The sequence below is a fragment of the Clostridium tertium genome (assembly GCF_902652255.1).
Taxonomy (GTDB): domain Bacteria; phylum Bacillota; class Clostridia; order Clostridiales; family Clostridiaceae; genus Clostridium; species Clostridium tertium_A.
In genome coordinates this window covers 1-26,965 of record NZ_CACRTO010000049.1, presented here as the reverse complement: position 1 = coordinate 26,965, position 26,965 = coordinate 1, and the positions used below count along the sequence as shown (strand labels likewise).

At 28.9% G+C, this 26,965-nt stretch carries 17 protein-coding genes and 1 pseudogene; 14 read left to right on the top strand and 4 right to left on the bottom strand.

The genetic code is table 11. The features are described from left to right. The first annotated feature begins 378 nt into the window (after positions 1–378). Together GPX08_RS16195 and GPX08_RS16190 are read left to right on the top strand one after the other, a co-directional pair. A complete protein-coding gene (locus GPX08_RS16195) occupies positions 379–1,455 on the top strand; it encodes a DUF871 family protein (protein WP_156627849.1) in 1,077 nt (358 codons plus the stop codon). A gap of 23 nt (positions 1,456–1,478) precedes the next feature. Then, positions 1,479–2,354 (top strand): SIS domain-containing protein, encoded by an 876-nt coding sequence (locus tag GPX08_RS16190; protein ID WP_156627848.1) that lies wholly within the window; start codon positions 1,479–1,481, stop codon positions 2,352–2,354. Positions 2,355–2,565: 211 nt separating this feature from the next. Here the strand turns inward: GPX08_RS16190 and GPX08_RS16185 are convergent, their stop codons facing one another. From GPX08_RS16185 to GPX08_RS16175, 3 genes are all read right to left on the bottom strand, one after another. Then, entirely contained in the window at positions 2,566–3,234 is a 669-nt protein-coding gene (locus GPX08_RS16185) for a hypothetical protein (protein WP_156627847.1), read from the bottom strand. Between the two features lie 10 nt (positions 3,235–3,244). After that, complete coding sequence (locus tag GPX08_RS16180) at positions 3,245–3,565, bottom strand: PadR family transcriptional regulator (RefSeq protein ID WP_156627846.1); 321 nt, start codon at positions 3,563–3,565, stop codon at positions 3,245–3,247. A gap of 421 nt (positions 3,566–3,986) precedes the next feature. Next, positions 3,987–4,712 carry a response regulator gene (locus GPX08_RS16175; protein ID WP_156627845.1) on the bottom strand — a complete coding sequence of 242 codons (726 nt, stop codon included), beginning with the start codon at positions 4,710–4,712 and terminating at the stop codon, positions 3,987–3,989. A gap of 616 nt (positions 4,713–5,328) precedes the next feature. Between GPX08_RS16175 and GPX08_RS16170 the strand changes: the two genes are divergently transcribed. The 11 genes and pseudogenes from GPX08_RS16170 to GPX08_RS16120 all read left to right on the top strand — a co-directional run bounded on the left by GPX08_RS16170 (position 5,329) and on the right by GPX08_RS16120 (position 25,317). Further along, on the top strand, positions 5,329–14,148 hold the full coding sequence (locus tag GPX08_RS16170) for a glycosyl transferase (protein ID WP_156627844.1): 8,820 nt from the start codon (positions 5,329–5,331) through the stop codon (positions 14,146–14,148). Positions 14,149–14,381: 233 nt separating this feature from the next. Continuing rightward, positions 14,382–14,834: a methylglyoxal synthase gene (locus GPX08_RS16165; protein WP_156627843.1), complete on the top strand. Its 453-nt coding sequence runs from the start codon at positions 14,382–14,384 to the stop codon at positions 14,832–14,834. Positions 14,835–14,848: 14 nt separating this feature from the next. Beyond that, positions 14,849–15,427, top strand: coding sequence for a TetR family transcriptional regulator (locus GPX08_RS16160; protein ID WP_156627842.1), 579 nt, complete (start codon positions 14,849–14,851; stop codon positions 15,425–15,427). A 367-nt stretch (positions 15,428–15,794) separates the two neighbouring features. Beyond that, positions 15,795–16,853: a hypothetical protein gene (locus tag GPX08_RS16155; RefSeq protein ID WP_156627841.1), complete on the top strand. Its 1,059-nt coding sequence runs from the start codon at positions 15,795–15,797 to the stop codon at positions 16,851–16,853. Positions 16,854–17,214: 361 nt separating this feature from the next. Then, positions 17,215–17,451, top strand: a pseudogene (locus GPX08_RS16150) (hypothetical protein); the annotation flags it as partial. A 686-nt stretch (positions 17,452–18,137) separates the two neighbouring features. Next, the gene (locus GPX08_RS16145; RefSeq protein ID WP_156627840.1) at positions 18,138–20,621 is read left to right on the top strand and encodes an ABC transporter permease; all 2,484 of its coding nucleotides are present in this window, start codon (positions 18,138–18,140) and stop codon (positions 20,619–20,621) included. Positions 20,622–21,073: 452 nt separating this feature from the next. Next, positions 21,074–21,688 (top strand): VanZ family protein, encoded by a 615-nt coding sequence (locus GPX08_RS16140; RefSeq protein ID WP_156627839.1) that lies wholly within the window; start codon positions 21,074–21,076, stop codon positions 21,686–21,688. A gap of 181 nt (positions 21,689–21,869) precedes the next feature. Further along, a complete protein-coding gene (locus GPX08_RS16135) occupies positions 21,870–22,418 on the top strand; it encodes a sigma-70 family RNA polymerase sigma factor (protein ID WP_156627838.1) in 549 nt (182 codons plus the stop codon). Continuing rightward, the gene (locus tag GPX08_RS16130) at positions 22,402–23,178 is read left to right on the top strand and encodes a hypothetical protein (protein ID WP_156627837.1); all 777 of its coding nucleotides are present in this window, start codon (positions 22,402–22,404) and stop codon (positions 23,176–23,178) included. The genes GPX08_RS16135 and GPX08_RS16130 overlap by 17 nt, the downstream gene beginning before the upstream one ends. Positions 23,179–23,196: 18 nt before the next feature. Then, complete coding sequence (locus tag GPX08_RS16125) at positions 23,197–24,081, top strand: ATP-binding cassette domain-containing protein (RefSeq protein ID WP_156627836.1); 885 nt, start codon at positions 23,197–23,199, stop codon at positions 24,079–24,081. A 21-nt stretch (positions 24,082–24,102) separates the two neighbouring features. Next, positions 24,103–25,317 carry an ABC transporter permease gene (locus tag GPX08_RS16120; protein ID WP_156627835.1) on the top strand — a complete coding sequence of 405 codons (1,215 nt, stop codon included), beginning with the start codon at positions 24,103–24,105 and terminating at the stop codon, positions 25,315–25,317. A gap of 189 nt (positions 25,318–25,506) precedes the next feature. Here GPX08_RS16120 and GPX08_RS16115 read toward each other — a convergent pair whose 3' ends face one another. After that, complete coding sequence (locus GPX08_RS16115) at positions 25,507–26,754, bottom strand: MFS transporter (protein ID WP_156627834.1); 1,248 nt, start codon at positions 26,752–26,754, stop codon at positions 25,507–25,509. A gap of 39 nt (positions 26,755–26,793) precedes the next feature. On the opposite strand from GPX08_RS16115, the gene GPX08_RS16110 reads away from it, so the two are divergent. After that, a partial coding sequence (locus GPX08_RS16110; RefSeq protein WP_156625184.1) for a hypothetical protein occupies positions 26,794–26,965 on the top strand: 172 nt, incomplete at its 3' end.

Below are 26,965 nucleotides of genomic sequence, written 5' to 3'. Positions count from 1 at the left end.
TGGAGCTTGCGACGGAACAAAGATTAATGATATATAATAATTGAAATACAAAAAAATTAAAATGAAATTCAACTCGTTTGAATTTCTACCTTTAGTGTGTTGAAGAAGAACAACTCTATCTTTAGGGAAAAATTATATATAAGTAGTTTCGGTGACTTGGAGCTTGCGACGGAACAAAGATTAATGATATATAATAGTTGAAATACAAAAAAATTAAAATGAAATTCAACTCGTTTGAATTTCTACCTTCAGTAGTTTGTAGAAGAAACAACTTTATCATTAGAAAAAATTATATATAAATGCCTCTGGCGACTTGGAGTTTACGACGGAGCAAAGAGGTATTTATATATAATTTTTAATACAATAAAAAGAGGTGTAATTATGTTTGGTTTTTCGGTTTATTTTGGTTTAGATAATACAAAGGAAGAAAATATTCAATTATTAAAGGATGCACATAGGTTAGGTTTTACTAGAATTTTTACTTCTTTACATATTCCTGAGGCTAATTATGATGTGCTTAAGGTAGAAGTTAGGGAGTTCTTTGATTTAGCTAAGAAATATGATATGGATATAATAAGCGATATTTCTCCTAATACTTTTAAGTTTTTAGATTTAGATAATATGGACTTAGAAGGTCTTCATAATATGGGAGTTAAGACTATTAGAATTGACTTTGGTTATACTGAAGAAGAAATTGCTAAGATGAGTAAAAATACTTATGGAATTAAGATTCAATTAAACGCTTCTACTATTACAGAAGAGTTTTTTAATAGTCTAGATAGTTTTTCACCTGATTATGAAAATATAGATGCTCTTCATAATTTCTACCCTAGAATTGGTACAGCTATTTCTGAGGAATGCATGATTGAAAAAAATGCTTTATTGAAGATTAGAGGAATTAAGGCTTGTGCTTTTGTTCAATCTAATAATAGAAAAAGAAGTCCTCTTAAGGATGGTCTTCCAACGCTTGAAGATCATAGAGGCTTAGAAGTAAGAGAGGCTACTAATCATTTATTTGCATTAGGAAATGAATCAGTATTTATAGGGGATTCACTACCAAGCTTAAAGGAATTAGAAGATTTAGCTTCTTTAAATCCAGAAGTTATTGAGCTTAATATAGAAGCGAAGACTGAAGATAAAGTTATATTAAGATTATTAGATGAAGTATATTCTGCTAGAACAGATGAAGCAAGAGATGCAATAAGAGCAAGTGAAAGTAGATTAATATTAAATGGAGATATAATAGAACCTTTCAATACTGTAGATAAGAAAATAGGGGATATTACTATAGATAATAAGGATTATTTAAGATATATGGGAGAACTTCAAATATTAAAAGTTAATAATGCGGCTGATAGCAGAACAAATGTTGTAGCTTCTATTTTACAAAAGGATTTTTATTTATTAAAATATATTAGAGGTGGAAAAAAGTTTCACTTTAATATTGCCAGATAAGGCAAAAGATGGTGGGTGTAAATATGAATGTATTACAGTATATTAAACAAAATTTTGATAGTTTTACTGAAAGTGAAAAATTAATTGCAGAATATTTGTTAAGTAATAAAAAGAGCATTATAGGTATATCTGCTAAAGAAATTGGAGATGCAACTAATACTTCTGCTCCAACTGTAGTTAGATTTTCTAAGAAGATTGGATTTGATTCATTAAATGAAATGAAGCTTCAATTATCTTTAAATCTTCAAAGTGATGAGGATAATGAGGAGTTTGAATATCTTCATAGTGATTTATCTACAACTAATATAATAAGAGGAGTTAAAAGTTCTATAGATGCAATAATGAATCAGACTATAGGAGTTTTAAAAGAAGAAGAATTAGAAAAAGCAATAGAAGCATTAAATGAAGCTAAGAATATTTATATATATAGCGTTGGCGTTTCTAGTTTAGTTGGTATGGATTTTTACTATAAGTTAAGCAGAATAAATAAAAGATGCATAGCCCATAATGATACTCACCTTCAATTAACATCATCAGCACTTATGGAAAAGGGTGATGTAGCTGTAGCTATTTCCTATTCAGGAGAAACAAAGGAAGTTTTGAAGTGTGTTGAAAATGCAAGAAAGGAAGGGGTTAAAGTTATTTCTATAACTAAGGCTAGTATAGATAATACTTTAGCAAATTCATCAGATATAGTATTAAGAGTTCCTTTTGTAGAAAAATCTTTAAGAGAAGGAGCTATGAGTTCTAGAATATCTCAGCTAGCAATAATAGATATGTTATTTTTAGGTATGGCTAGAACAAACTTAAAAGAAGTTGAAGATAAGCTTAGAGCAACTAGAAAAGCAGTAGAAGATTTTAAAGTTAAAGATAAAAAATATGATTATATGAAACTTTAGGAATAATTAAGAATGAAGAATTGAGGAAAAACTCAAAATGGGGTTTTTAGAGTTAAAGAGTTTTAATGGAGTTGTCTTTGTGGCAACTCTATTTTGCTATCTATATAACTAAAAATTTAATTTTTTAGTTTTCTGGTGGCCATATTTGAGTTTGTTATGACTTGGAGTAAAGCCGAGTAGTAAGTAAACTCAAATATGGCCACTAGTCTATTTAAAGAAATACTTCTTCAAGAACCTTAGATGAAACAAAAGATAGAAGTATTATTATGATAGCTAGATAAAGTGGAATATTAAATACTACAGTTTTAAGGAAATATTGTATTAGAAATACTGAACCGAAAATTATAAATAAAACAACCCAAGCTATCAGGAAGTTTTTTATCTTACTACTTGCTATATTTTCATTAAAAGAAGTTTTGCATATAAAATTAACAAATAGTACTGCAATAGAAATAATTAAAACTGTATTTATAATAAAACCTGATGTAACTGGTAGGAGAGTTAGGGAATTCTTACTAATTAATGCAAAGATTATTGATGAAAATAACCAAATCACTGAAAGTGTTACGAAGTAGGTAAGAGAATTAGCAATTGAAGTTATTATTCTTTCTTTAGTTGATCTTGGTGGAATAGCACTTATTATTTCATCACAAAAGGCTTTATAATCATTTCCTATAACAACACTTACATCTTCATTACGACCTTCCCCTTCAGCCACCATTTCAATAATATCATGTCGTACTTCTTCTTGATGATACTCAGAAATATTACTACCTCTTAAATAAACTACAATATCAGTTAGTACATTAATGCTTTCTTTAGTTAATGTCTTTTCTAACTTATTATTTTCCTTTAGTAAAAGTTTAGTTTTCTTATTCATATTGACCCCCTTATATATCCTCTAATAATGAATTAACTGCATTAGTTAGTTCAACATAACTTTCTATAAAATTCACATATTCATACTCACCTAATTCAGTAAGATTATAATATTTTCTTTTTGGACCTTGTTCTGATTTATGATAAGTTGCGGAGATAAATCCATTTTTCTCTAATCTTAATAGCAGAGGATATATAGTTCCTTCTGCAATTTTCCCAAAGCCATATTCAGTTAATTTCTGTGAAATCTCATAACCATAAGTTTCTTTTTGTTTTATTACTCCAAGGATACATCCTTCAAGAGTTCCTTTAAGCATTTGTGATGGAATCATATTCTCCCTCCTTTTAGCTACTATGCAATACAAAGTACTTAAGTATATTGTATTACAAGGTACTTGCGATGTCAATATATAGAAATAAAAAAGTAATATGCGAATATAACAGAAAAGATAAATATAATACGCTCCATAAGCTAATAGCTGCAAAAGAAGTTCTAGCTATAGGCTTATTTCACATATTATATTTATCTTTTTAAGTAGTTCATCATTTAAATCAACCAAATGAAGGATTTATCATAAACGGCACACAATAATTATGTTGAAATTCAGTTCGTCTGAATTTCATCCTTTAGTACCAATACATTTACAAGACAAAATGATTCAAGGAGTATATAACATATTGTGCGTAAGCTGACTTGGAGAGTGCGACGGAGGATGAGCATAATATGTTATATACTCCTGTGCATTTTAAGTCTTATCTTAGTCGAGCTTTTATTTTTGATATTAGTAGTTTCTCATTAACTGGCTTATTTACAATATCATCAGCTCCATAATCTAAGACTTCAGATAGTGTGTTTTCATTAGATAAAGCTGTAATTCCAATAATTATTGAACTTGGATTTAAGTTTCTTATTTTTTTTATTATATTAAGGCCAGATTCATCCTTTAAAATGATGTCTACTAAATAGATATCAAATATCTTATTTGATTTAAATAGTTCAATACCACTTTTAAATGAATAAATATTTTTTGAATTATACTTTTGCAAAATATCTTTAATTTGTAGTATAGATAAAACATTATCATCAATAATAGCAATTTTTTTATCATTAAATGTAATATTATTTTTTTCGAATATAAATGTATTATCAATATATGATTCTAGTTCAGAAATTAAGTCAGTTTTAGAGATATAGTTATTAGCACCTGCATCAAACAATATTTTTGAGTTATCATTAGAAGAAACTATACATATTGGTAAAGTTTCATTTTTAAGTTTAACTTCTTCTATAAAATCATTGATATTCATTCCTATTATATTAGTAGCTGTTAGTATTAAATCAATCTCAATTTCATCAAGGATAATCAAAGCTTCTGTATAAGTATCACAAGAGATATATTCAAAGCCCTTTTTAGTGACAACTTCTTTTACTATGCTATGTAAAAAATTGCTATTTTCTATATGTAAGATTTTATACATAATAAATACCTCCTAAAAATTAATATATATAAGTTGTAATAAAGTTTTTACATTTTATTAAGTTATATTTATACGTAGACTATATTTATTAGCAGAGTATAAACTCAACTTATATAAAAATTAAAAAATATATATGATTTCAATCGATGTAATTTACTTTTAAACTATTTTTCACTTAAAATTCTATAAGACTAAAAGATGTGAATTTTTATTTAAACATATATATATATTATCGAATAATTAGTATTAATTTTTAGAGTAATTAATAATTATGATAGGTAATAAATTAAATTGAATTAAATTTGTTTCATTACCCTAAGAATGCTTATTTCACATATTTTATTTATATTTGCTAGTAATTCAGAAATTAATAATATTTTAGGGACTACATTAATTATTATTGAAAATCAGTTTGTCTGAATTTCTTCCTTCAGTAGGCCTGTAGCACAAACTTTAAATTAATTACTCATTTGTGATTTTAAACAAATGAGTAATTTTTCATATTTCTGCAAATAATAAGTTTATCTAATGGGTAAAATACTTAAATATTTATTAGGTTAAGTAGAAAGGATATTGGATATAAATTATAAATGAGTTACAGAAAGGGGAATTATTTGTGAAGGATGAAGCATTAAGAAACGGCAGAAGAACTGTTCTTATAGAGCTGAATGAAGCCTTTAAGGGGATTCTTCATAATCATAAATATTTGAATAAATTAGTTAAGCAGGGAGAAGAGGTTATACCTTCAGCAGAATGGCTTCTTGATAATATTTATCTTATAGAGAAGGAATATAAGACTATTAAAAATAATTTACCAATTAATTATTTTAATAACCTTCCAAGCATTGATTTAGAAGGTGTTAAGTACCCTAGGATATATTTATTAGCTAAGGAATATATAGAAATAAATTCGAATGTAATTACTTTAGAAGAAGCTATAAAGTTTATAAATAATCAAGATGAAGATTTTAATATTGGTGAGCTTTGGGCATTTCCACTTATGATTAGAATTTCTCTAATTTTAAATCTTGCAAACATAGTTCATAAGATGGTAGTACTTCAAAAGCAAAGATTAGGAGCAAAAGATCTTGCAAATTTAGTAATAGATTATTATGAAAAGGATAAGATAGAAGAACTTTTATCTAAACTAGAAGAAAAATATCCTATAAAGAGAAGTGAAGAGAAAATACATGCAAACCATGAGGATAACTATCTAGAAGAAAAGTATGTTGAATCAGATTATATGGGAGATGATGAAAGCCTTCACGATGGAATGTTTTCACCTGAATTTATAGATAAGTTATTTAGTATATTAAGAGATAACTCTGTAGAGGATGAAAGAATTTATAAGTTTGTATTAGATAGATTAAGAGGAAAAGAAAATAGTAATTTTGAAAAGGAAATAATAAAGGATCATATAAAAGAGGGGACAATTGCTACTTCTATAGGAGCTAATATTAATTCTTTAAGAGTTATGGATTCTATAAATTGGAAGAAATTCTTTGCAGAAACTTCTGAAGTGGAAAAGATATTAATTCAAGATCCATCAGGTGTTTATAGTAATATGGACTTTGAAACCAAGGATTATTATAGACATAAGCTAGAAGAATTATCTAGAAAAACTAATATAAATGAAATTGAGATAGCAAAGACTGCTTTAGAGTTAAGTAGTTTATATATTGAAAATAAGGATTTATATAAAAGGCATATAGGATATTATATTGTCGACTCTGGAATTCATGATGTACTAAAGAGATTAGGACTTTCAAATAGTAAAGAAATAAATAAAAATTTAAAGAAGAGTTTATCAGAAACATCATATGTACTAGCGATTTTACTAGGAACAGTATTGTTAGATTTATTAATTCTTCTTATTACATATTTAGTACCTCTTGATTTTAATAGTATGCAATATATTCTTGCCTTTATTTTAATGCTAATACCATCAAGTGAAGTTGTAATATCACTTTATAATTGGTTTATAGCAAAGATTACAGAAGTAAGCTTTATTCCCAAAATGGATTATTCAAAAGGAGTTCCTTATGAAGATAAAACTATTGTTGTAATACCAGCAATTTTATCTAGTCCTCAAGATGTTATAAAGTTATTAAAAAGGCTAGAAGTATATTATTTAGCTAATAGGGATAAAAATATATTTTTTGCTTTACTTGGAGATTTATATGACAGTAAGAATCAAGAAGAAAATGATGATAAGTTAATAAATGAAGAGGCATTAAATTTAGTTAATGAATTAAATTTAAAATATGCGGATAAAGAAACCCCTAGATTCTATTTCTTCAATAGACAAAGACTTTATAATCAAAAAGATGAAATTTTTATGGGCTATGAAAGAAAAAGAGGAAAACTTATGGAGTTTATGGCTCTATTAAGAGGGGATAAAGAAACTAGCTATAACATTATAAGTGATGATATTAAGGCTTTAGAAGATATAAAGTACTTAATAACCTTAGATAGTGATACCTTCTTACCTATTGGTAGTGCTAAAAAGTTAATTTCAGCTATGAGTCATGTATTAAATAGACCTAAGGTTGAAGATGGAAGAGTAGTTAGAGGCTATAGTATAATGCAGCCAAAGGTTAGTGTTAATTTGGAAGATAAGCATAGAACTTATTTTTCTACGGTTTTTGCTGGAGATGCAGGGGTAGATGCCTACTCAACAGCTTCATCAGATACATACCAAGACCTATTTTCAGAGGGAAGCTTCACTGGAAAAGGGATTATAGAAATAAATAGTTTTTATAATATTCTAAAAGAGGAAATAAAGGAAAATAAGGTTTTATCTCATGATTTAATTGAAGGAGTTTTAACAAGATGTGCACTGCTTACAGATGTAGAAGTAGTAGATAGTTATCCTTCAAGTTATCTTTCTAGCGCTTTAAGATTACATAGATGGGTTAGAGGAGATTGGCAAATTGCTAGTTTTGTATTTTCAGATAAGTTATCCTTAATATCTAAATGGAAGATAATTGATAACTTAAGAAGAAGTTTACTTGCTCCAAGCTTACTAATAGGCTTTATATTTACTTTAACAGTATTAAAAGGTGCTGTTCAGGTATCTATATTGCTATTTTTAGCTTTAATAATACCTTTAATGTTTACAGTTACAGACTTTGTTGTAACACCTAAAAAGAAGCTAATGGGAACCTTTAAGAACTTAAGGCAAATACTTCTTATACTAAGCTTTATACCATATCAAGCATATTTAATGATAGATGCGATAGCAAGAACTATTTATAGGTTAACAATATCTAAGAAAAAACTACTGCAATGGAGAACTGCTGAAAATGTTGATTCTTCAGTAAAGGATAATTATATATGGTACTACAATAAAATGTGGATATCTGGTGGTTTTGGAGTTATTGTTCTATTATTAAGTCTTACCAATTCCTTAGAAGTAATAGTTACAACTATTCCAATAGCAATATTGTGGATTTTAGCTCCTATTATTGCATGTAAGATATCTAAGGAAGAAATAATTGAAAAGGAAGCTTTAGATATAGATGATAAGAAGTTCTTAAGCAAGATAAGTAGAAGGATTTGGGCTTATTATGAGGACTTTGTTAATGAAGAAAATAATTATTTAGCCCCAGATAATTATCAAGAAAAGCCTTATAAAGGAGTGGCTCATAGGACATCTCCTACTAATATTGGTATGGGGTTAATTAGTAACTTAACTGCCTATGATTTAGGATACTTGTCTATTGGTGAATTTATATATAGACTTGAGCTTATTTTAGATGGAATGAGAGGTCTTGAAAAATATAGGGGACATTATTTAAATTGGTATAATACAAAGACAAAAGAAGCTCTATGGCCAAGATATGTATCCACAGTTGATAGTGGAAATCTACTAGGGTACCTGTGGATAATTAAGGAAGAACTGTTGACATTAAGAAAAAAACCTATAATTAGAGATAAGGAAATTCATTCTTTAAGAGACACATTCTTTATAGCTAGAGAAGATTTTAATATGGATTTCTATGATAGTATTCCAGAGGAAATTAATTTAGTTGATTATAGAGAAATACTTAATAGGGAATATGAAGGAGCCAAAGAAAGAATAGATAAAATAGAAGAAGATAATAAAGAAAGTGAAGAGAAATATTGGCTTGAAAAGTTAATGATTGAATCAGAAAGAAAAATAGACTTCTATGATTTTATCTTTAGTGGAGTAGAAAAATTAGTTTTAGATAAATTAAATGAGGATAAGGATTTTACCTTAGAAGATTTAATAGATAGATTAGAAGAGATTAGTCTTTCCTCAGGAGATGAATTTAAAGAAATATTAAATAAGAAAATTATTAAGCTAAAGGAATTTGATGAAAGAATTACTATTTTAGCTTCAGAAATATCATCTATTATGGAGGATATGAAATTTGACTTCTTATTTAGTAAAGAAAGAGGATTATTTGCTATAGGATATAATGCTGAAGAAGATTCTCTTGGAAATTCTTATTACGATTTAATGGCATCTGAAGCAAGAATATCTTCACTTTTAGCTATTGCAAGAGGAGAAGTTCCAAAGGAACATTGGTATAACTTAAGTAGAAATATGACTAAGGCTTTTGGAGAAAAGACATTAGTTTCTTGGAGTGGAACTATGTTTGAGTACTTTATGCCTTTCCAAGTATTAAAATCCTTTGATAATACTATTTGGTCTTTAACGTATTCTTCAGTAGTTAAGGCTCAAAAAACTTATGGAGGCAGAAAAAATACTCCTTGGGGAATTTCAGAGTCAGCTTATTATGTTTTTGATATAAACCAAAATTATCAATACAAGGCTTTTGGAGTTCCAGGTGTTGGACTTAAGAGAGGGTTAGAAGATGAATTAGTTATATCACCTTATTCCTCAATTATGACTATACCTTATGCTATAAAGGATTCAATTAATAATTTAAAGAGAATTTATGAAAACAAGGCTTATGGTAAATATGGTTTTATAGAAGCTATAGATTATAGTGATTCAGAAAAAGGACCTAAAGAAGTAAGGTGTTATATGGTCCACCATTTAGGAATGTCACTTTTAGCTTTAGATAATGCTTTAAATAATAATATTCTTCAAGAAAGATTTCATAATATACCTGAGATAAAGGCTGTTGAAATATTATTAAAGGAAAGAGTTCCTGAAAATATAGTCTTTGATAGGGATATAGATATTAAGAAAGTTACAAGGAAACCATTAGAAAAGGAAGAGTTTATTCCTAGAATATATACTGATATTCCTACAGAAAATCCAGAGGTCTTGTTATTATCAAATGGAACCTACTCAACTATGATTGCAAACAATGGTAGTGGTTACTCTAAAAAAGATGATATGACAGTTTATAGATGGAAGGGAGATTCTACAGCAGATTCTAGTGGAATGTTCTTCTATATAAAGAACTTAAATAGCAATGATTTCTGGAGTGCGAGCTTCGAGCCATGCAAGGATTATGGTGATGATGTAGCTATTGAATTTACTTTAGATAAGGCAAGATTTGAAAGAAAAGATGGCAATATTTCTACTAGATATGAGGTTAGTATTGCAACTGAAGATAATGTAGAAGTAAGAAAGTTAATATTAAAAAACAATGGAGAAAATCAAAGGACATTAGAAATAACAAGCTATCTTGAAGTAACATTGCAATCCTTTGAAGGAGATGCAGTTCATCCAAGTTTTTCAAACCTATTTATAAGTACAGAATATAATGAAGATGCTAAAGCTTTAATTGGAAATAGAAGACCTAGAGCAGCTGGAGCAGTTACTCACTATATCTTCCATAGCGTTGCTACTAATAGTGAATTAGATGGTGACTTAACTTACGAAACATCAAGACTTAACTTTATAGGTAGAAATAGAACTTTAAAAGATCCAGAGGTTATGGATAATGATGCACCACTTCAAAATACAGTTGGAACAGTTTTAGATCCAATTATGAGTATAAGAAGCAGAGTTACTTTAAAGCCTTTAGAAGAAAAGGTAATTTATTATTTAACTGGTGTAGCTGAAAGTAAAGAAGAAATTCTAAATCTAGCTTATAAGTATAAGGAAGTATCAGTAATTGAAAAAACTGAAGATGCTTATAATTATTCTAATCAATTAGAGCTTAAACATATTGGAATAAGATCAGCTCAAGCAAATATGTACCAAAGCTTAGCATCATATATCTTATATCTTCATAGTGGTAGAAAAAATAGAGAAGATTATATTAAAAATATAAGTATGAATCAAGAAAACCTTTGGTCTTATGGTATTTCAGGAGATTTACCAATTATACTTTTAGTTATTTATGGTGAAGAGGATATAGACTTATTAAGGCAAGTTATTAATATGCATTACTATTTTAGAAGTAAGGGAATTAAAACTGACCTTATAATTTACAATGAAGAAGAAGTATCCTATGAAGAGCCACTACAAAAAGATATAATTTCAACAGTTAAAAATTCTCTAGAAAGAGAAAACCTAAATAAGGCTGGTGGAATCTTTATTCATAATAAGGCTACTATGGATGAAAATATTAGAAACTTTATTATTGGAATTTCAAAGATTTATATTAATGCTAAAGAAGGTACTTTATCTAAGCAATTAGTTGAGGCTGTAAGTTATGACTATAATAAGTCTAGCTATAAAGATGATTCTTATATGAATAGAATTAAGGTTAATATTAACGAAGCTGATTATATAAGAAGTCATATTAATCATAAGCACAATACAGATATTTTACATGAAGAAAATATCAATGAGGATTCAAATAATATTAATCATGCAGATAATCATGAGACTTTAAAGAATACTAAAAATGACAATATGATTTTAAATGAGATGGATATAAATGAGTCTTCAAATAATAACAATGTTAACATGGCTTTAAATAATAATGTAGGTATTAATGTAGATTCTAATAATAGCACTGATAATAATAATGAAGTTTCAATAGATGGAAGTGCAAGTGTTTCTGATGATGATATTAAAAATAGCATTATTTCAGAAAATCTTAAAAATGTTGAGAACAAAGAATATAATTCTAATGAAGACTTAGATTTCTTCAATGGTTATGGTGGTTTTGATAAGAATGATAAGAGTTATGTTATAAAACTTAAAGATTATGAAAGTACACCTGCTCCATGGATAAATGTAATTTCAAATAAAGATTTTGGATTCCATGTCTCTGAAGTAGGCTCAAGCTATACTTGGTATGGAAATAGTAGAGAAAATAAAATTACACCTTGGAGCAATGACTGGGTAAGTGATCCTACAGGGGAAGCCTTATATATTAGAGATAATAAGTCTGGAACATACTTTACAATTACTCCAATGCCTATAAGAGATGGTGGAGAATATACTATTAAGCATAGCTTTGGTTATTCTACCTTTACTCATAGTGCTTACAATATTAAGGGGGAAATGCAAGTATTTTGTCCAAAAGATGAGAAGGTTAAGTTATGTAAGGTAAAGATTAAAAATCTTTCAGATATGGATAGAGATTTATCCTTATTCTACTATGCTCAATTAGTTCTTGGTGTATATAACTATGGAAGTGCAAAGTATATTACTACTTCAATAAAAGATAATTATATTTATGGAGAAAATCCTTATTCCAAGTACTTTGGAAAGCAAAAAGCATATCTTTCTATAGTGGATAATAGGAATGAAGGTGAAAGCCATCAAAGTTTTACAGGTGATAGAAAAAGCTTTATAGGAGCTAATAGTGATTTAGGGAAGCCTAAGGCATTATCAATGAATTCTTTAAATAACATTTCTGGAAGTATTTACGATCCATGTTTAGCTTCTCAGTTAAATATTGCTTTGAAAGCTAATGAAGAAAGAGAAATAATTATTTTACTAGGAGAAGAAGAGGAAGAATCATTAATAGAAGAAAAGATAAATAATTATAGAAACTTAGACAATGTTTATTCTGCTCTTGATAATGTAAAAGCTTATTGGTCAAATTTCCTAGGAAATATACAAGTTAAGACACCAGATGCATCAATGGATTATCTTTTAAACGGATGGCTTATGTATCAAACCCTTAGCTGTAGATATTTATCAAGAACTGCTTTTTATCAAAGTGGTGGCGCTTATGGATTTAGAGATCAGCTTCAAGATTCAATGTCTATAGGTATTTTAGATTCATCTATAACTAGGGAACAAATCCTTAGAAGTGCATCAAGACAGTATTTAGAAGGAGATGTTCAGCATTGGTGGCATCCAGTTATAAATTCAGGAATTAGAACTAGATTTTCTGATGATTTATTATGGCTTCCATATGTTACAGCTGAGTATATTAATTCAACAGGAGATTATAGTATTTTAGAAGAGGAAGCACCTTATTTAGAGGATGAACCTTTAAGAGAAGGGGAAGATGAAAGATATACTATAGTAAATCAATCAAGTAAAAGTGGAAGTATTTATGAGCATTGCTTAAAAGCTATAGATATTGCCTTAAAGTTTGGTAGACATAATATACCTTTAATGGGTAGTGGTGACTGGAATGATGGTATGAGTACCGTTGGAAATAAAGGTGAAGGCGAAAGTATTTGGGTTGGCTGGTTCTTATATAAGATACTTGATAACTTTAAGGAAATCTGCAGGTTTAAAAATGATAATAGCAAGGAAGAAGATTATATAAAGATGCAAGAATTTATAAGAGAAAATCTTGAGAAAAATGCTTGGGATGGAGGATGGTATAGAAGAGCTTACTTCGATAATGGTACACCTTTAGGCTCAAGGGAAAATGATGAATGTAAGATAGATTCTTTAGCACAAAGCTGGTCTATTATTTCTAAGGCTGGAAAAGAAGCTAGAACTATTGAGGCTATGGAAGCAGTAGATAAGTATTTGGTAGATAAAAATCATGGATTAATAAAACTTTTAGCACCACCTTTTGATAAATCATCCCTAGAACCAGGATATATAAAGGGCTATGTAGCTGGAGTTAGAGAAAATGGAGGCCAATACACCCATGCAGCAGTTTGGGTAATCCTTGCATTAACTAAGTTAAACTTAGGAGATAAGGCATGGAAGTATTATAATATGATAAATCCAATAAATCATTCAAATACTGAGCTTGAAGCAAGAAGATATAAGGTTGAGCCTTATGTAATGGCTGCAGATGTATATATTAAAGAACCTCATGGTGGAAGAGGTGGCTGGAGCTGGTATACTGGAGCTTCTGGATGGATGTATAAGGTTGGACTTGAAGACATATTAGGTCTTAAAAAGTTAGAGGATAAAGGATACGAAATTAAACCATGTATCCCAGAATCATGGAAAGAATACGAAATAAAGATAAATAATAAAGATGAAAATTATAATATTAAGATTAAAAGAGCTGAAGGTAATGAAGAAAAGGGAATATTGATTAATGGAGAAAAAACAGAGGATAATATAATTCCTAGAAATAAAGGCAACTTAGAAATATTGGTATTAATATAGATGCTATATTTAAAACATTTTTACTTATATAAAATTCATTTAATTTACCTGTAATTTTTATAAGATTGAATAGAAAATAAGTTAAATTAATCTATTTAATTATCTTATTTGTAGTTATACTACAATATTAGATAAAACTATTAATAGCCTGCCATTGTAAATTAAAAATTACTTATGTATAATTTTATTAGTACTGTTAGTCAAATTACGGTTTTAATATAGGGGGAATTTTTATGGCAGGTTATAAAATGGGTAAAAATAAAAGAATTGCTCTTGTTGCTCACGATAATAGAAAAGAAGCATTAATTGCTTGGGCAGAAGAAAATAAAGAAATACTAAGTAAGCATAAGTTATGCGGAACTGGAACAACATCTAAGCTAATAAGTGAAAAAACTGGATTAAAGGTAGAAGGATTTAAAAGTGGACCTATGGGTGGTGACCAACAAATTGGTGCTGCAATAGTAAATGGAGATATTGATTTAATGATATTCTTCTGGGATCCATTAACATCTCAACCTCATGACCCAGATGTTAAAGCTTTACTTAGAATAGCTGTTTTATATGATGTAGCAGTTGCAATGAGTAAATCAACAGCAGATTTTATTTTAGGCTCTGAAAAATTCAATGAAGAGTATGATAGAAATGTTATAGATTATTATGATAGAATACGTAAGGATAATTTCTAAGAAGGTGTGATTAAATGAATAAAACTAAAAGGGCTATATTTGAATCAGCCATACAAGTTTTTTCTAATTGTGGTTATTCAGGTGCTACTATGGATGAAGTAGTTGCAAGAGCTGGAGTTGCAAAGGGAAGCTTATATTATCATTTTAAAAGTAAAGAGGAACTTTTCATGTTTATTATTAAGGAAGGTATAAACCTTATACATGAGGAAGTTGAAAAAGCAACTAGAGGCATTGATAATCCATATGAAATAATAAAAGAATCTGCAAAGGTTCAGCTTAAATATGTTTATGATAATAAAGATTTATTTAAGGTTATAATTAGTCAAATATGGGGAATTGGTGACAGAAATAATATGCTAAGAGAAGAAATAAAGAGTATTTTAGAGCAAAACTCAAAAAAATTCAAGGCAGTTATGGATGCAGGATACATAGAAGACGAAGATCCAGTTTTACTAAGTTATGGACTACTTGGTGTATTAGTCTCCTCAGCATTATTTGAACTTTTAAATGATGAAGAATACAGCAACGATGAAGTAGTAGAAAAGTTTATGAGATATTTTGAAAATGGGATTAAAGTTAGGGAAAAAGTTTAGGTGTTATTGCACAATGTAAAATAAAAAAATTATTAAGGTGGAAACTCAGGCTAGATCTGAGTTTCTTTTTTATATTTAAATATAGTGTGTAAAGTATATGTTTATATTAGTATAATAAGATGTTTTAGTAATAAAATAGTAGCCTTCAAATTACATGAGTGGCTACTATTTTTAATTATAGTTTTATGAGAATATAGATTTAGGTTTTTAATTAAAGCTTATATAAAATAAAGAAGTCCTATAATAGGTAATAGAAAGAATTGCTTTTACATAAATAGATATATAGAATATAATTACATATAAGTAAAATAATATAATACGATGAAAGAGTATTATATTGCAAGCCAATAAAAGGGGATAGACATTTATGAAAAGGGGTATGAAAAAATATCATGGAATAACTTTACTTGTTATATTAGGCATTGTTTCATTATATATAATAAAATTATATAATGATAAATTAACTACTAAGAATAACATTGAGTATTCAATTGGAGTAATAGAAACCTCTGCAGTGAATGAGAACTCATATGTTAATTTATATTCATTTGACGGTGAACTAAATGGTATTATTAAAATGAAAGTTTCAGATATAAATAGTGGTTTTTTATTTCCAGTAAGAGATGGAGATAATATTTATTTGAATTCACAAGGAACTTATAAGAGTGGAAATGATGAAGTTGTTGAGTACAATTTGGGAAATAATAAATATTCAACACATAAGATAAGTGCAGCTATTATATCATTAGATAAATATGAAAATTATATATTTACAACAAGTAATTCTTCAATAAATAAATATGATATAAATAGTAAGGAAATAGTTAATTCAATTACTATTCCAGCTTTTCCATCACATATAAATATAGTGAATGGACAATTATATGCTTTCTCACAATTAATTTCTGATAAGAATTCAAGTGTATTGTATATTATTGATATTGATTCAATGGAGATACTAAAAACAATGCCACTAAAGGATAGAAGTTTTCAAGCAGATTCTTTGCAAGTTAATGATAATATATATTTTACAAATTGGTTTGATACAGCAGATAGTGAAATCAATTCATTATCAAAATATAATATTCAAACAGGTATTTTAACAGATATTAAGTTATCAAATGGATCTAACCAATTGAAAATAAAAGATAATAATTTATTTATATCTAATTTTAATCCTGTACAAAGAACTGGAAATAGCATTAATATTTTGAATTTAGAAGATGATTCTATAAAAAAAGTATTAAATTTTAATCATAGAGTAGAAGATTTCGATATTTATGAAGATAAGTTAATAATTTTAGATGACTATAAAATATATATTTATCAACTTAATGATTACTATGGTGCAGATTTAATCAATGAGTTTAATGTAAAAAATACGAATAATAAAAATTATAGGATTTCAGGATTTTTTATTAATTAATATATAGAGCGTTTATCTATCCAAACTTATCGAGAAATTCTTTCCTTTTTAGAAAGAAAAAACATGAATGAAGAGTTGAAAAATCAAGAATATGAGAAGAGAGCATATCAAAAATTCTTATTAGCAATTGGTGCAGTTTTAGTTACAATAATAATAGGAGTTATTATGAGTTATATACTATTTTAATTAGAATTTGGGGTGAAATAAATTGGATTTTTTAGAGATAAAAAATATGTATAATGAGGCAAGAACAGAGGAAAGAAATAAAATTTCACGTTTTTTTCGTACGCAAGATGACTTCGAAACTGAAAAGATAGCTGCTAGAGCTGGCGTAAAGAAATATAAATCTGGTGGAAGGCTGATGGAAGAATATGATCTGAGTAATTGGAAATGGGTTTGTGTAAAAAGAAATGATGTGAATTTTTTAATTTCACTGCAAACATTTGATAGGGATCCTAGTACAGGAAATCTCCATATACTCATGGATAAAATTGGGATCTATGCTTATGTAGGTAATTATTCTTCAATTGATGCTCAAACAAAGATGATGATTACGAACATTGAATTACCGCTAGATGATAATAAATTAAATGAATTGGGACAAATATTGAGGGATTTGAGTGAGTGCGATATATATAAATTACAGGTGCAATATGAGAAGGTATGTGCTAATCATAGATTGGTATGATGTACTAAATTCCAATTTATAGAGGAGTCAATCATAAAAGATTGGCTTCTTTTTTTATACTTTAATAGCTAGTAGTTTGCATCTACAAGTTTTATAATAAATCCTAATTTGATTCATAATTTATGAGGAAAGAAGACTTGGAGCTCGAGATTGCGATAATGAATAACAATAGAATATATATCCTTTTCAAAACTAGACTCTGTCTAGTTTTTTCCTTTAGTATCCCTAATTACAAAGTTTATATATCTACTAATTTAATTAATAATTATGTGGCAAGTCGACTTGGAGCCAAGTTGTATAGAAAATTATAAAGTTATATATATTAATTCAAAACTAGACTCTGTCTAGTTTTTTCCTTTAGTATCCTCATCTAAAGGTTTTATAGATACTAAAGAATTACTACACTATTATGTGGCGAGTCGACTTGGAGAGAAGCGACGGAGACTAGAACATAATAGTGTAGTAATTCTGTGTTATATAAACCCCACTTATGAAATTTTTATTAAAATGAAAAAAAATGTAACAAAAATATTGACTAGTCAGTACAAAAGTAGTATAACAATTATATTGACTGACTAATCAGTATAAAAAATTAAATGGAAGGTGATTTTATGAATTTCCTGAGGATTGCGAAAGAAGATATAAAAGGGATACTTAAAAACAGGTTTATTCGTGTATCTATCGTTGCAATTATCGTAGTACCACTATTATATTCATTACTGTATTTATATGCCTTTTGGGATCCTTACTCTAGGTTAGAAAGCCTCCATGTTGCAGTTGTTAATAAGGACAATGGCACAGTTATGGATGGAAAGGAGGTTAATTACGGGAAAGATATAGAAGAAGAGCTTAGGTCCAATAATGAAATTGGTTGGAAGATAACTACTGAAGAAGATGCAAATGAAGGTCTTGAAGGTAAGGATTATTATGCCAAGGTTGTAATTCCTGAAGATTTTTCAGAAAAAGTTATATCAGCTAAAGATGGTTCACCAGAATATGCAAAGATAGAATTTGTGACAAATGATAAGAAAAACTTCTTAGCAGCACAAATTAACTCAAAGGTTGAAGCTGAACTAAAAGGTAATATAAACCAAACAGTTTCAGCTAATTATATAGAAGTTGCTTTTGATAGCTTATATGAAGCTAAAGATGGATTAGTACAAGCTGCTGATGGAAGTAAGCAAATTTATGATGGTTTATCTACATTAAAGGACAATGTTCCAGCATTAGCAGATGGTGCAAATGCATTAGCAGATGGTTCAGGTCAGCTAGTTAATGGACAAGTTGCATTAAACAATGGAATTAGTGAAGTTAACAAAGGAGCAGAAGCTATAAATGGTGGACTAGCTCAATTATATGAAAAAGTTCCAACATTAAGTGATGGAGTTAGTGCTTTATCACAAGGAACTTCAGATTTAAAAGATGGAGTTTCTTCAGCAGTAGCAGGTTCTAAGCAATTAGCAGATGGAAGTAAATCTTTATACAATGCCTATACTGGAGTTATTTATCCTTCAGTTGGACAGTTGAAAGATGGAGCTAATTTATTAAACAGCGGATTAACTGATGCTAATAGTCAAAAAGATATTGCTAGGTTAAGTGAAGGAGCAAATTTAATTGCTAATAACTCAGATGCATTATCAACAGGGTATAATGATATTTATAATGGAGTTAATACTTTAGTATCAGGAGTATCAGATTCAGCTAAGGCAAATGCTAATGTAATGGCTTTATTAAGTCAAGCAGCTAGCACAGATGATGTTAATACAAAAAATGCATTAATCAATAAGGCATTACAAATAACTCAAGTAGTTAATCAAAAAGCTCAAGATAGTGCAAAAGATGTAACAAAGTTAACACAAGGAAATGATTATTTCAAAGGAAAGCTTAATGAATTTACTGCTGGATCTAAAGAATTAGCTAATGGAACAACTTCATTAATTGGAAAAGTTTCAGAAGTTCAAAAGGGTGTAGGACAATTAAATGATGGATTAAATAATTTATATGAAGGTATTAGCCCTACAACTAGCGAATTTGGATTAGGATTAAAATCAGTAGCAGACAATAATGCTAATTTAAATCTTGGACTAAACAAGATAAATGCAGGAGCAGAACAATTAAATCAAGGAACACAAGCTTTAAATTCTAATATTCCAGCTTTAAAGACAGGAATAACTGATCTTTACAATGGTTCAGGAACTCTTGCAAGTGGAACAAGTGCTTTAGCAAGTGGTTCTAATGAATTAGTAAATGGACAATCTGCTTTAAATAGTGGAATTGGAGAATTAACATCTAAAGTACCAGAATTAACTGACGGTGTTACTAAACTTTATGATGGAGGAAAAGAATTAAGTACTAAACTTGATGAAGGAGCAACTAAGTTAGAAGATGGCTTAGTTAATTCAGCAAAGGATATGGGTGAATTCGCTTCTCATGCTGTTAATATGAATTTTGATGCTATTAACAAAGTTCCTAACTATGGAACAGGATTTGCACCATACTTTATACCTCTTTCATTATGGATTGGAGCTATTATGATGTTCTTCGTAATACCTTCAAAGATAAAGGATGAAGAAAATTTATCTAAGGCAGATAAAGTTTTTGGAAAATATGTTTCTTATGCATTTGTTGGTATATTACAAGCGTTACTAGTAAGTGTAGTAGTATTAATGTTAGGATTAAAACCTACAAATACAGCAGTTTACATTTTAACTAATGTATTCTTATCACTAGTATTCGTTGCAGTTATTCAATGTTTAATCTCACTACTTGGAGATGCAGGAAGACTTCTAGGAATAGTATTATTAATACTTCAATTAACAGCATGTGCTGGAACATTCCCACTAGAAGTAGTGCCAAAATTCTTTAAAGTGTTAAATCCATTTATGCCATTTACTTATGCTGTTGAAGCATTAAGAGAAGTAGCTTCAGCAGATGTAATTAACTACAGCATAATAGGAAAAGATTTCTTAGTACTTGGAATAATACTAGTAGTATTCTTAACTATTTCAGTATTATTAAAGAATGTTGGAGAAAAAATAACTGCTAAATTAGAAGAAAGAAAACTAGGTAATGAAATGTAAGATTTGAAATTAAATTATGTGCTTATAATTAATAGCTGCTTCTTAAGTCCCCGTACTCAGATTTAGGGCAACTATTGATATAGAGTAGAATATAAATTTCTTACTTACAAATTACTTGGAATGAATAATAAACTTATTAATATTAGTGGGTAAACCTCTCTTTAATTCACTATATAATAAGTCTGTTATTCTATATAAAAAGCAGAAATTCATTAATTTGGATTTCTGCTTTTATATTTACTTTAATTTTACATTTAAGATGATTTTAAGAAGGAGTTAAGCAAATATTAAGAAGTTATTTATATAATCATTTATGTATGAGAAATGTATTTACAAAGCATACTTAAATAGATTTATATAGTGCTGGTTGCACAATTAAAAATTAAGAATGAATAATGAAAAATTAATTCTTAATTTTGACTGTTTGTGTGACAGTCTCAGGGGGATAATATATGAATGAGTTAATAAGTTTAATATTAGCATTAGTTTTACTTACAATATTAATAAGTATTGTTATGAGAATTAGTTATAAGGAAGAAGAAAAAATTAGAGTGCAGCATAACATATTTGGATATATGTTTATGATTTATTTAATAATTGCATTAGCAGAAGTTGTTGGTTTCCCATCAATAAGTGAATGGAGAAGACTATCTGGACTTAATGAAGCTATATTTAATCCTAATATAAATTTAATACCTTTTAATGATGGATTTGATATTTCAGGTATATTAAATATAATTTTCTTTATGCCTTTTGGATTTTTATTACCTACTTTATGGAAGAAATACAGAAGTTTCTTAAACACATTATCATATGGAATAATATTTTCTTTTATAATAGAAATAGGACAACTTTTTACTAAGAATAGGGCAACAGATATTAATGATTTAATAATGAATACTTTAGGTACAATTATTGGATGGATTATATTTAATTCTTTAAGTAAAGTATTTAAGAAGTTAACTAGAAAAACAGTAGTAGATACTAAAGATTTTGAAAGTAAGATTATTAAACTAGAACCATATTTATATGTTTTTATAGCAATAATAAGCGTATTTATAATATAAAGATAAATACCCTCGGGAAAAATCCTAAGGGTATTTATTTTTTTATTTTTTATTTGCTTTTTTGTGTGATTGTTGACTTAAGCGCAAAAAATAAAAAAGTTTTAAAAAATTAAATTTTTAAAATCATTTTGTGTGTTTGAATCGTTATATTATATAGGGGACGCCCTTAGGAGGAATTAAATTGACGCGCGAAAATGAATTATTAAAAAGAATAAAAAATGGTGACAGTGATGCATTGAGTGAATTAGTTAAATTTTATTACTCAGATATTTTACGTTATTGTCTCTGGCATGCACAAAGTAGGGAAAGTGCAGAAGATGCCACACAAGAGACCTTTTTGAAAGCAATCCGTTATTTTGATTATTATGTTCATAAAGGGCAGTTTAAAGCATTTTTATATAAAATTGCAGCTAACACATGCGTGGACATGCATAGGAAAAAATATCTAAAAGATGTTTCTATTGAGAATCAGCAGGAGGAATTTTCGTACACAGAGCAAGGATTTTTAGAAGTAGAGGCTGATATTCAATTGCGTCAGATGACAAAGGCGTTATCAGATGATTTAAGAGAAATTGTAATACTGAGATTTAGTCAAGGTCTTTCATTACGGGAAATTGCAAGCATTACAGAATTGCCATTACGTACAGTACAGTCCCGCTTACGCCGGACTCTTAAGCAGTTGAAATCAGAATATAAGAAAGGAGGAAATGGAATTGAACACAAAATTTGAAAAGCAATTGAAACAAGCAATGCAGAATCAAGTAAAAATAAAAGATGAAACTCATTTACAGAGGGTATTAAAAAACACAAATAGAGAATTTTTAAGAATGCAGGGAGGATGTAGAATTAGTTTCTGGGAATTTTTTATAAGGCAAGTGAAATACCTTTCATATTCTATTTGGTTGGTACAAGGATTCGCCTTATTGATATTGGTAGGCATACTTGGATATGCATATGGAGAGTTATCTTTAGACAATGGATGGCAGATAGCCATACTATTATGTGGGTGTGCAATATTAATTATGATGACATCAGTTCCCTTTGTGGAACGCTCCTTAAGGTATAATATGAATGAAATTGAAGCGGCAACAAGATTTTCTACAAGTAGATTGATACTGGCAAAACTTTTGATGATTGGAATTGGAGATGGCGTTATGATAGCAGGATTGCTTTTGATAACTATTTTATACACATCAATTAGTATCATTAATGCAGTATTGTATTTGTTAATTCCATTTCTTCTGATGAGCAGTGTAGTTCTATATTTAATAGGTCATATTCCAATGAAAAGATTTAAGCTTCTTTGTATTACCTTAGGAGGATCTATTTTATGTGGAGTAGTTGTAATGTGGAAAGAATGTCCATGGATTTTTAGAGAAATGTTTAATATAGGATGGATTGGAATTTGTGTCATCCTGATTGGAATTTGTATTAGTCAGGTTCGTTATATAATGTTACGATCTGCTGTGATAGAGTTGCAGATTGTATAAATTAGAAAGGGGAAAGATATGGAATTATTTATTAATAATATATCAAAGCAGTTTAAAGATAAAAATGCTGTGAATGATGTTAGCCTTCATATTACATCAGGTGTATGGGGATTGTTAGGTGCTAATGGTGCAGGTAAAACTACATTGATGAGAATGATTGCTGGAATTATGGAGCCATCTGATGGGAAAATAGAATACGATGGAATTCCTATTACTACCTTAAGGGAAAAATACCGTGATATCTTTGGATATCTTCCACAAGAATTTGGGTTCTATCCTGAGTTTACTGTGAAGGACTATCTAGAATATGTTGCTACGTTAAAGGGGCTAACAAAAAAAGATACAAAGAAAAAAATTAATGAGCTTTTAGAGAATTTATCCCTTGAAGATGTTAGAAATAAGAAAATTAATAAATTATCAGGTGGGATGAAGCGACGTGTAGGAATTGCCCAGGCACTTTTAAATGATCCAGAGGTATTGATTTTAGATGAACCTACTAGTGGGTTAGATCCAGGAGAACGTGTACGTTTCCGTAAGATGATTTCAGAATTTGCGAAAGATAGAATTGTATTGATTTCTACACATATTGTATCGGATATAGAGTATATAGCTACAAAGAATGCCATTATGAAAAATGGACAAATAATTGCAACAGGAACCACAGACGAATTAGTACAAGAAATGAATGGGAAAGTGTGGGAGTGCCAAGTATCTACGGAACAATTACCTGAATATGAGAAGAAATTACAGATTGTAAACTTAAGAAATGAGGATGATGGAAAAGTAACTGTACGATATTTATCAGAAAAACCTTTTTCATCAGAATCATTCAAAGTGAAACCTCGATTGGAAGACTTATATCTATGGCTTTTCCCACAGGAAACTAATAAGGAGGTGGAATAAATGCGTCTTTTAGGTTTAGAGTTGAAGCGTGTACTAAAAACTAGAGCAACATGGATTTTACTTCTAGGGGCAGTGATATGCTCTGTATTGTTTGCATATATACCAACTACATTTATGTACTATACGGATAATAATGGTCAAACATTTGAAGGTGTTAGTGCAATCAGGCGTTACAAGGAAATTAGAGAAGAAATATCTGGAGAAGTTACACCAGAAAAAATTCAATATGCAATAGAATCAGTGCAGGAAACATTGAGAGAAAATGGGGTAAAAGATATTTATGAATTACCTAGTGATGTTTATAAAGAAAAATATTTGCCCTATGCGCCATTAATTAAAAGTGTTTTAGAGGTGAATGTGAACCCTGTGACAGGCATGGAACCTGAAATTATGGACTTAAATCCAGATAAGGCTAAAGACTTTTATGAAGATTCTTTGGAAAAGTTAATTTCTCTGATGGAGATGGAGCAACCGAATTCAGATATGGCACAAAAAGATGCTATAGAAAGATTCAGTAATGTGCCAAAGCCATTTTACTATTATTCAGGTATTACAGCAGATGCCATGGACTACCAACCCCTTTTATTATTCATTATTATGCTTTGTTGCAGTATTATTGCTGCACCAATATTTTCTTCAGATTATCAGACAGAGGCAGACAGTATTTTGCGTTGCACAAAATATGGACGTAATAGCCTAGCTGTTACCAAAATTTTATCAGCCTTTTTGATTTCTGGAGTAGCATTTACAATTTGTGCTTTGATATGGATATTAGTAACAAATAGTCTTTTTGGATGGGAGAGTTTACAGACATCTATTCAGATGCTCTTTTCAATTAATATATTAGTGCCATGGACTGTAGGTCAAATGCAATGGATACTTATTATTGTGAGCGGAATATTACTATCAGCAATGCTTAGTTTTGTATTATTCTTATCATCAATATGTAAAACACAGGTTGCATCTTTAACAGGTACATTAGTTACTTGTATACTTCCAATATTTTTACCAGCCATATTACCTGGATCAATTGGAAGCTGGGTTCATAGTATTTGGCCATCTGGAGGGTTGGCACTTCAAAATAGTATACTTTATGACTTTGCAGGATTTGATTATTTAAATATTGGCTCATTTTCTATATGGGTTCCATATGCGGTAATTATAGTAGCTATAATACAGATACCATTATTTTTAAGTTTGACAGTTTATTCTTATAACCATCATAAGTTAGATTAAAATATTTATTAATTAAAAAATATTTTTCACTAAAGATAAAGCAATTATTCAAGATGTAGATTATTTATTGAAACATATATATAATTAAATACTTAAAGATTGAAAAAAGAAAGTCAATGAAAAATAAATTGACTTTCTTTTTTTATTTTCATAAATTTTATTTTAAGGCAAATTGGAACATAATAATTTTTACTTAGCTTCTTCCTTAACTTTACCAAGAGCAAAGAATCCAATTACAAATAGTACAATAAGACTTAGAATTCCATTTCTTGTTTCTCCTGTTGCTTGTGTAATTACTGCAACTAGGAAAGGTCCAATTATTGCTGCAAATTTTCCAAAGATATTGTAGAATCCAAAGAATTCATTTGCATTTTCTTTAGGTACCATTTTACCAAAGAAGGATCTTGAAATTGCTTGTATTCCACCTTGTGCAGATCCTACAGCCATTGCAAGTATCCAGAAACCAAGGGCATTTGTAATAAAGTATCCATAAATACAAATTATGATATAAGTAATTATTCCTACATATAGGAGTTTTTTAGCTCCAATTTTTTCAGCTAACCTTCCATATAGAATTGTAAAAGGGAAGGCAACAAATTGAGTTAATAACAGTATTATAAGTAATGATACCATTGATATTCCAAGGTCAGTTCCATAGGATGAAGCCATTCCGATGATAGTATCAACTCCATCTATATAGAAGAAGTATGCTATTAAGAATACAAATATATTCTTATGACTTTTTATTGCCTTTAATGTTTTTAATAATCTTTCAAAAGACTTTTTAATAGGCTCTTTTTCAGGTTCTATATAATAAACTTGATTGACATTTTTTAATAGTGGAATAGTAAATAAAAGCCACCATACAGCTGTTATTAAGAAGGTTATCTTACAAGCTAAAGGTAGTGAAATAGGTATTATCTCCATTTGAGAAAGTAAAACTACTGCAATAGATATTATAAAAGGTATGGTACTTCCTATATATCCAAGAGCAAAACCTGCTGAAGATACCTTGTCCATTCTTTCTTTAGTAGTTACATCTACTAAAAAGGCATCATAAAATATGTTCGTACCTGAAAATCCAATTAAGGCAAATCCATAACATATAAGTAATAAAATAGGATTATTAGCTGGAACAAAGGCAAGCATTGTAGTAGCTAATACACCAATGCTAAAGAAAGTTTTAAAGAACTTTTTCTTATTACCTTTATAATCAGCAATAGTACCTAATATTGGTGCAAGCATTGATACAACCAGCGTAGATAAAGATATAGTATATCCCCATAGTGCAGTTGAGTTAGAAGAAGACATTCCTCCAGCCTCAGCTACAGATTTAAAATACATTGGAAGGACTGATGAAGTAATAGTCATTGAGTAAGCCGAGTTAGCCCAATCATATAAGGCCCAGCTCAATTCTTGTTTGGTTAAACTTTTCATAATTTCCCCCTTTTTTTACGATTCGATCTGTTAAGTTATATGAACATTGCTCTTCTCAACCAAAGGAAATACAATAGGTTTTCAAAACTAAATAATACCCCCTTAGAAAAGGAGAGAAGAACAATGAACAAGACTAATATAAAATGCCCACGCTGTCATTCTGATAAACTATATAAGTTTGGTTTTAATAAGCAGGCTAAACAAAAGTATC

Coding starts and splice junctions, on each gene's coding strand:
- GPX08_RS16190 (WP_156627848.1), top strand. CDS start 1,479: ATGAATGTATTACAGTATATTAAACAAAATTTTGATAGTTTTACTGAA.
- GPX08_RS16175 (WP_156627845.1), bottom strand. CDS start 4,712: ATGTATAAAATCTTACATATAGAAAATAGCAATTTTTTACATAGCATA.
- GPX08_RS16160 (WP_156627842.1), top strand. CDS start 14,849: ATGAATAAAACTAAAAGGGCTATATTTGAATCAGCCATACAAGTTTTT.
- GPX08_RS16180 (WP_156627846.1), bottom strand. CDS start 3,565: ATGATTCCATCACAAATGCTTAAAGGAACTCTTGAAGGATGTATCCTT.
- GPX08_RS16145 (WP_156627840.1), top strand. CDS start 18,138: ATGGAAGGTGATTTTATGAATTTCCTGAGGATTGCGAAAGAAGATATA.
- GPX08_RS16185 (WP_156627847.1), bottom strand. CDS start 3,234: ATGAATAAGAAAACTAAACTTTTACTAAAGGAAAATAATAAGTTAGAA.
- GPX08_RS16115 (WP_156627834.1), bottom strand. CDS start 26,754: ATGAAAAGTTTAACCAAACAAGAATTGAGCTGGGCCTTATATGATTGG.
- GPX08_RS16155 (WP_156627841.1), top strand. CDS start 15,795: ATGAAAAGGGGTATGAAAAAATATCATGGAATAACTTTACTTGTTATA.
- GPX08_RS16125 (WP_156627836.1), top strand. CDS start 23,197: ATGGAATTATTTATTAATAATATATCAAAGCAGTTTAAAGATAAAAAT.
- GPX08_RS16140 (WP_156627839.1), top strand. CDS start 21,074: ATGAATGAGTTAATAAGTTTAATATTAGCATTAGTTTTACTTACAATA.
- GPX08_RS16165 (WP_156627843.1), top strand. CDS start 14,382: ATGGCAGGTTATAAAATGGGTAAAAATAAAAGAATTGCTCTTGTTGCT.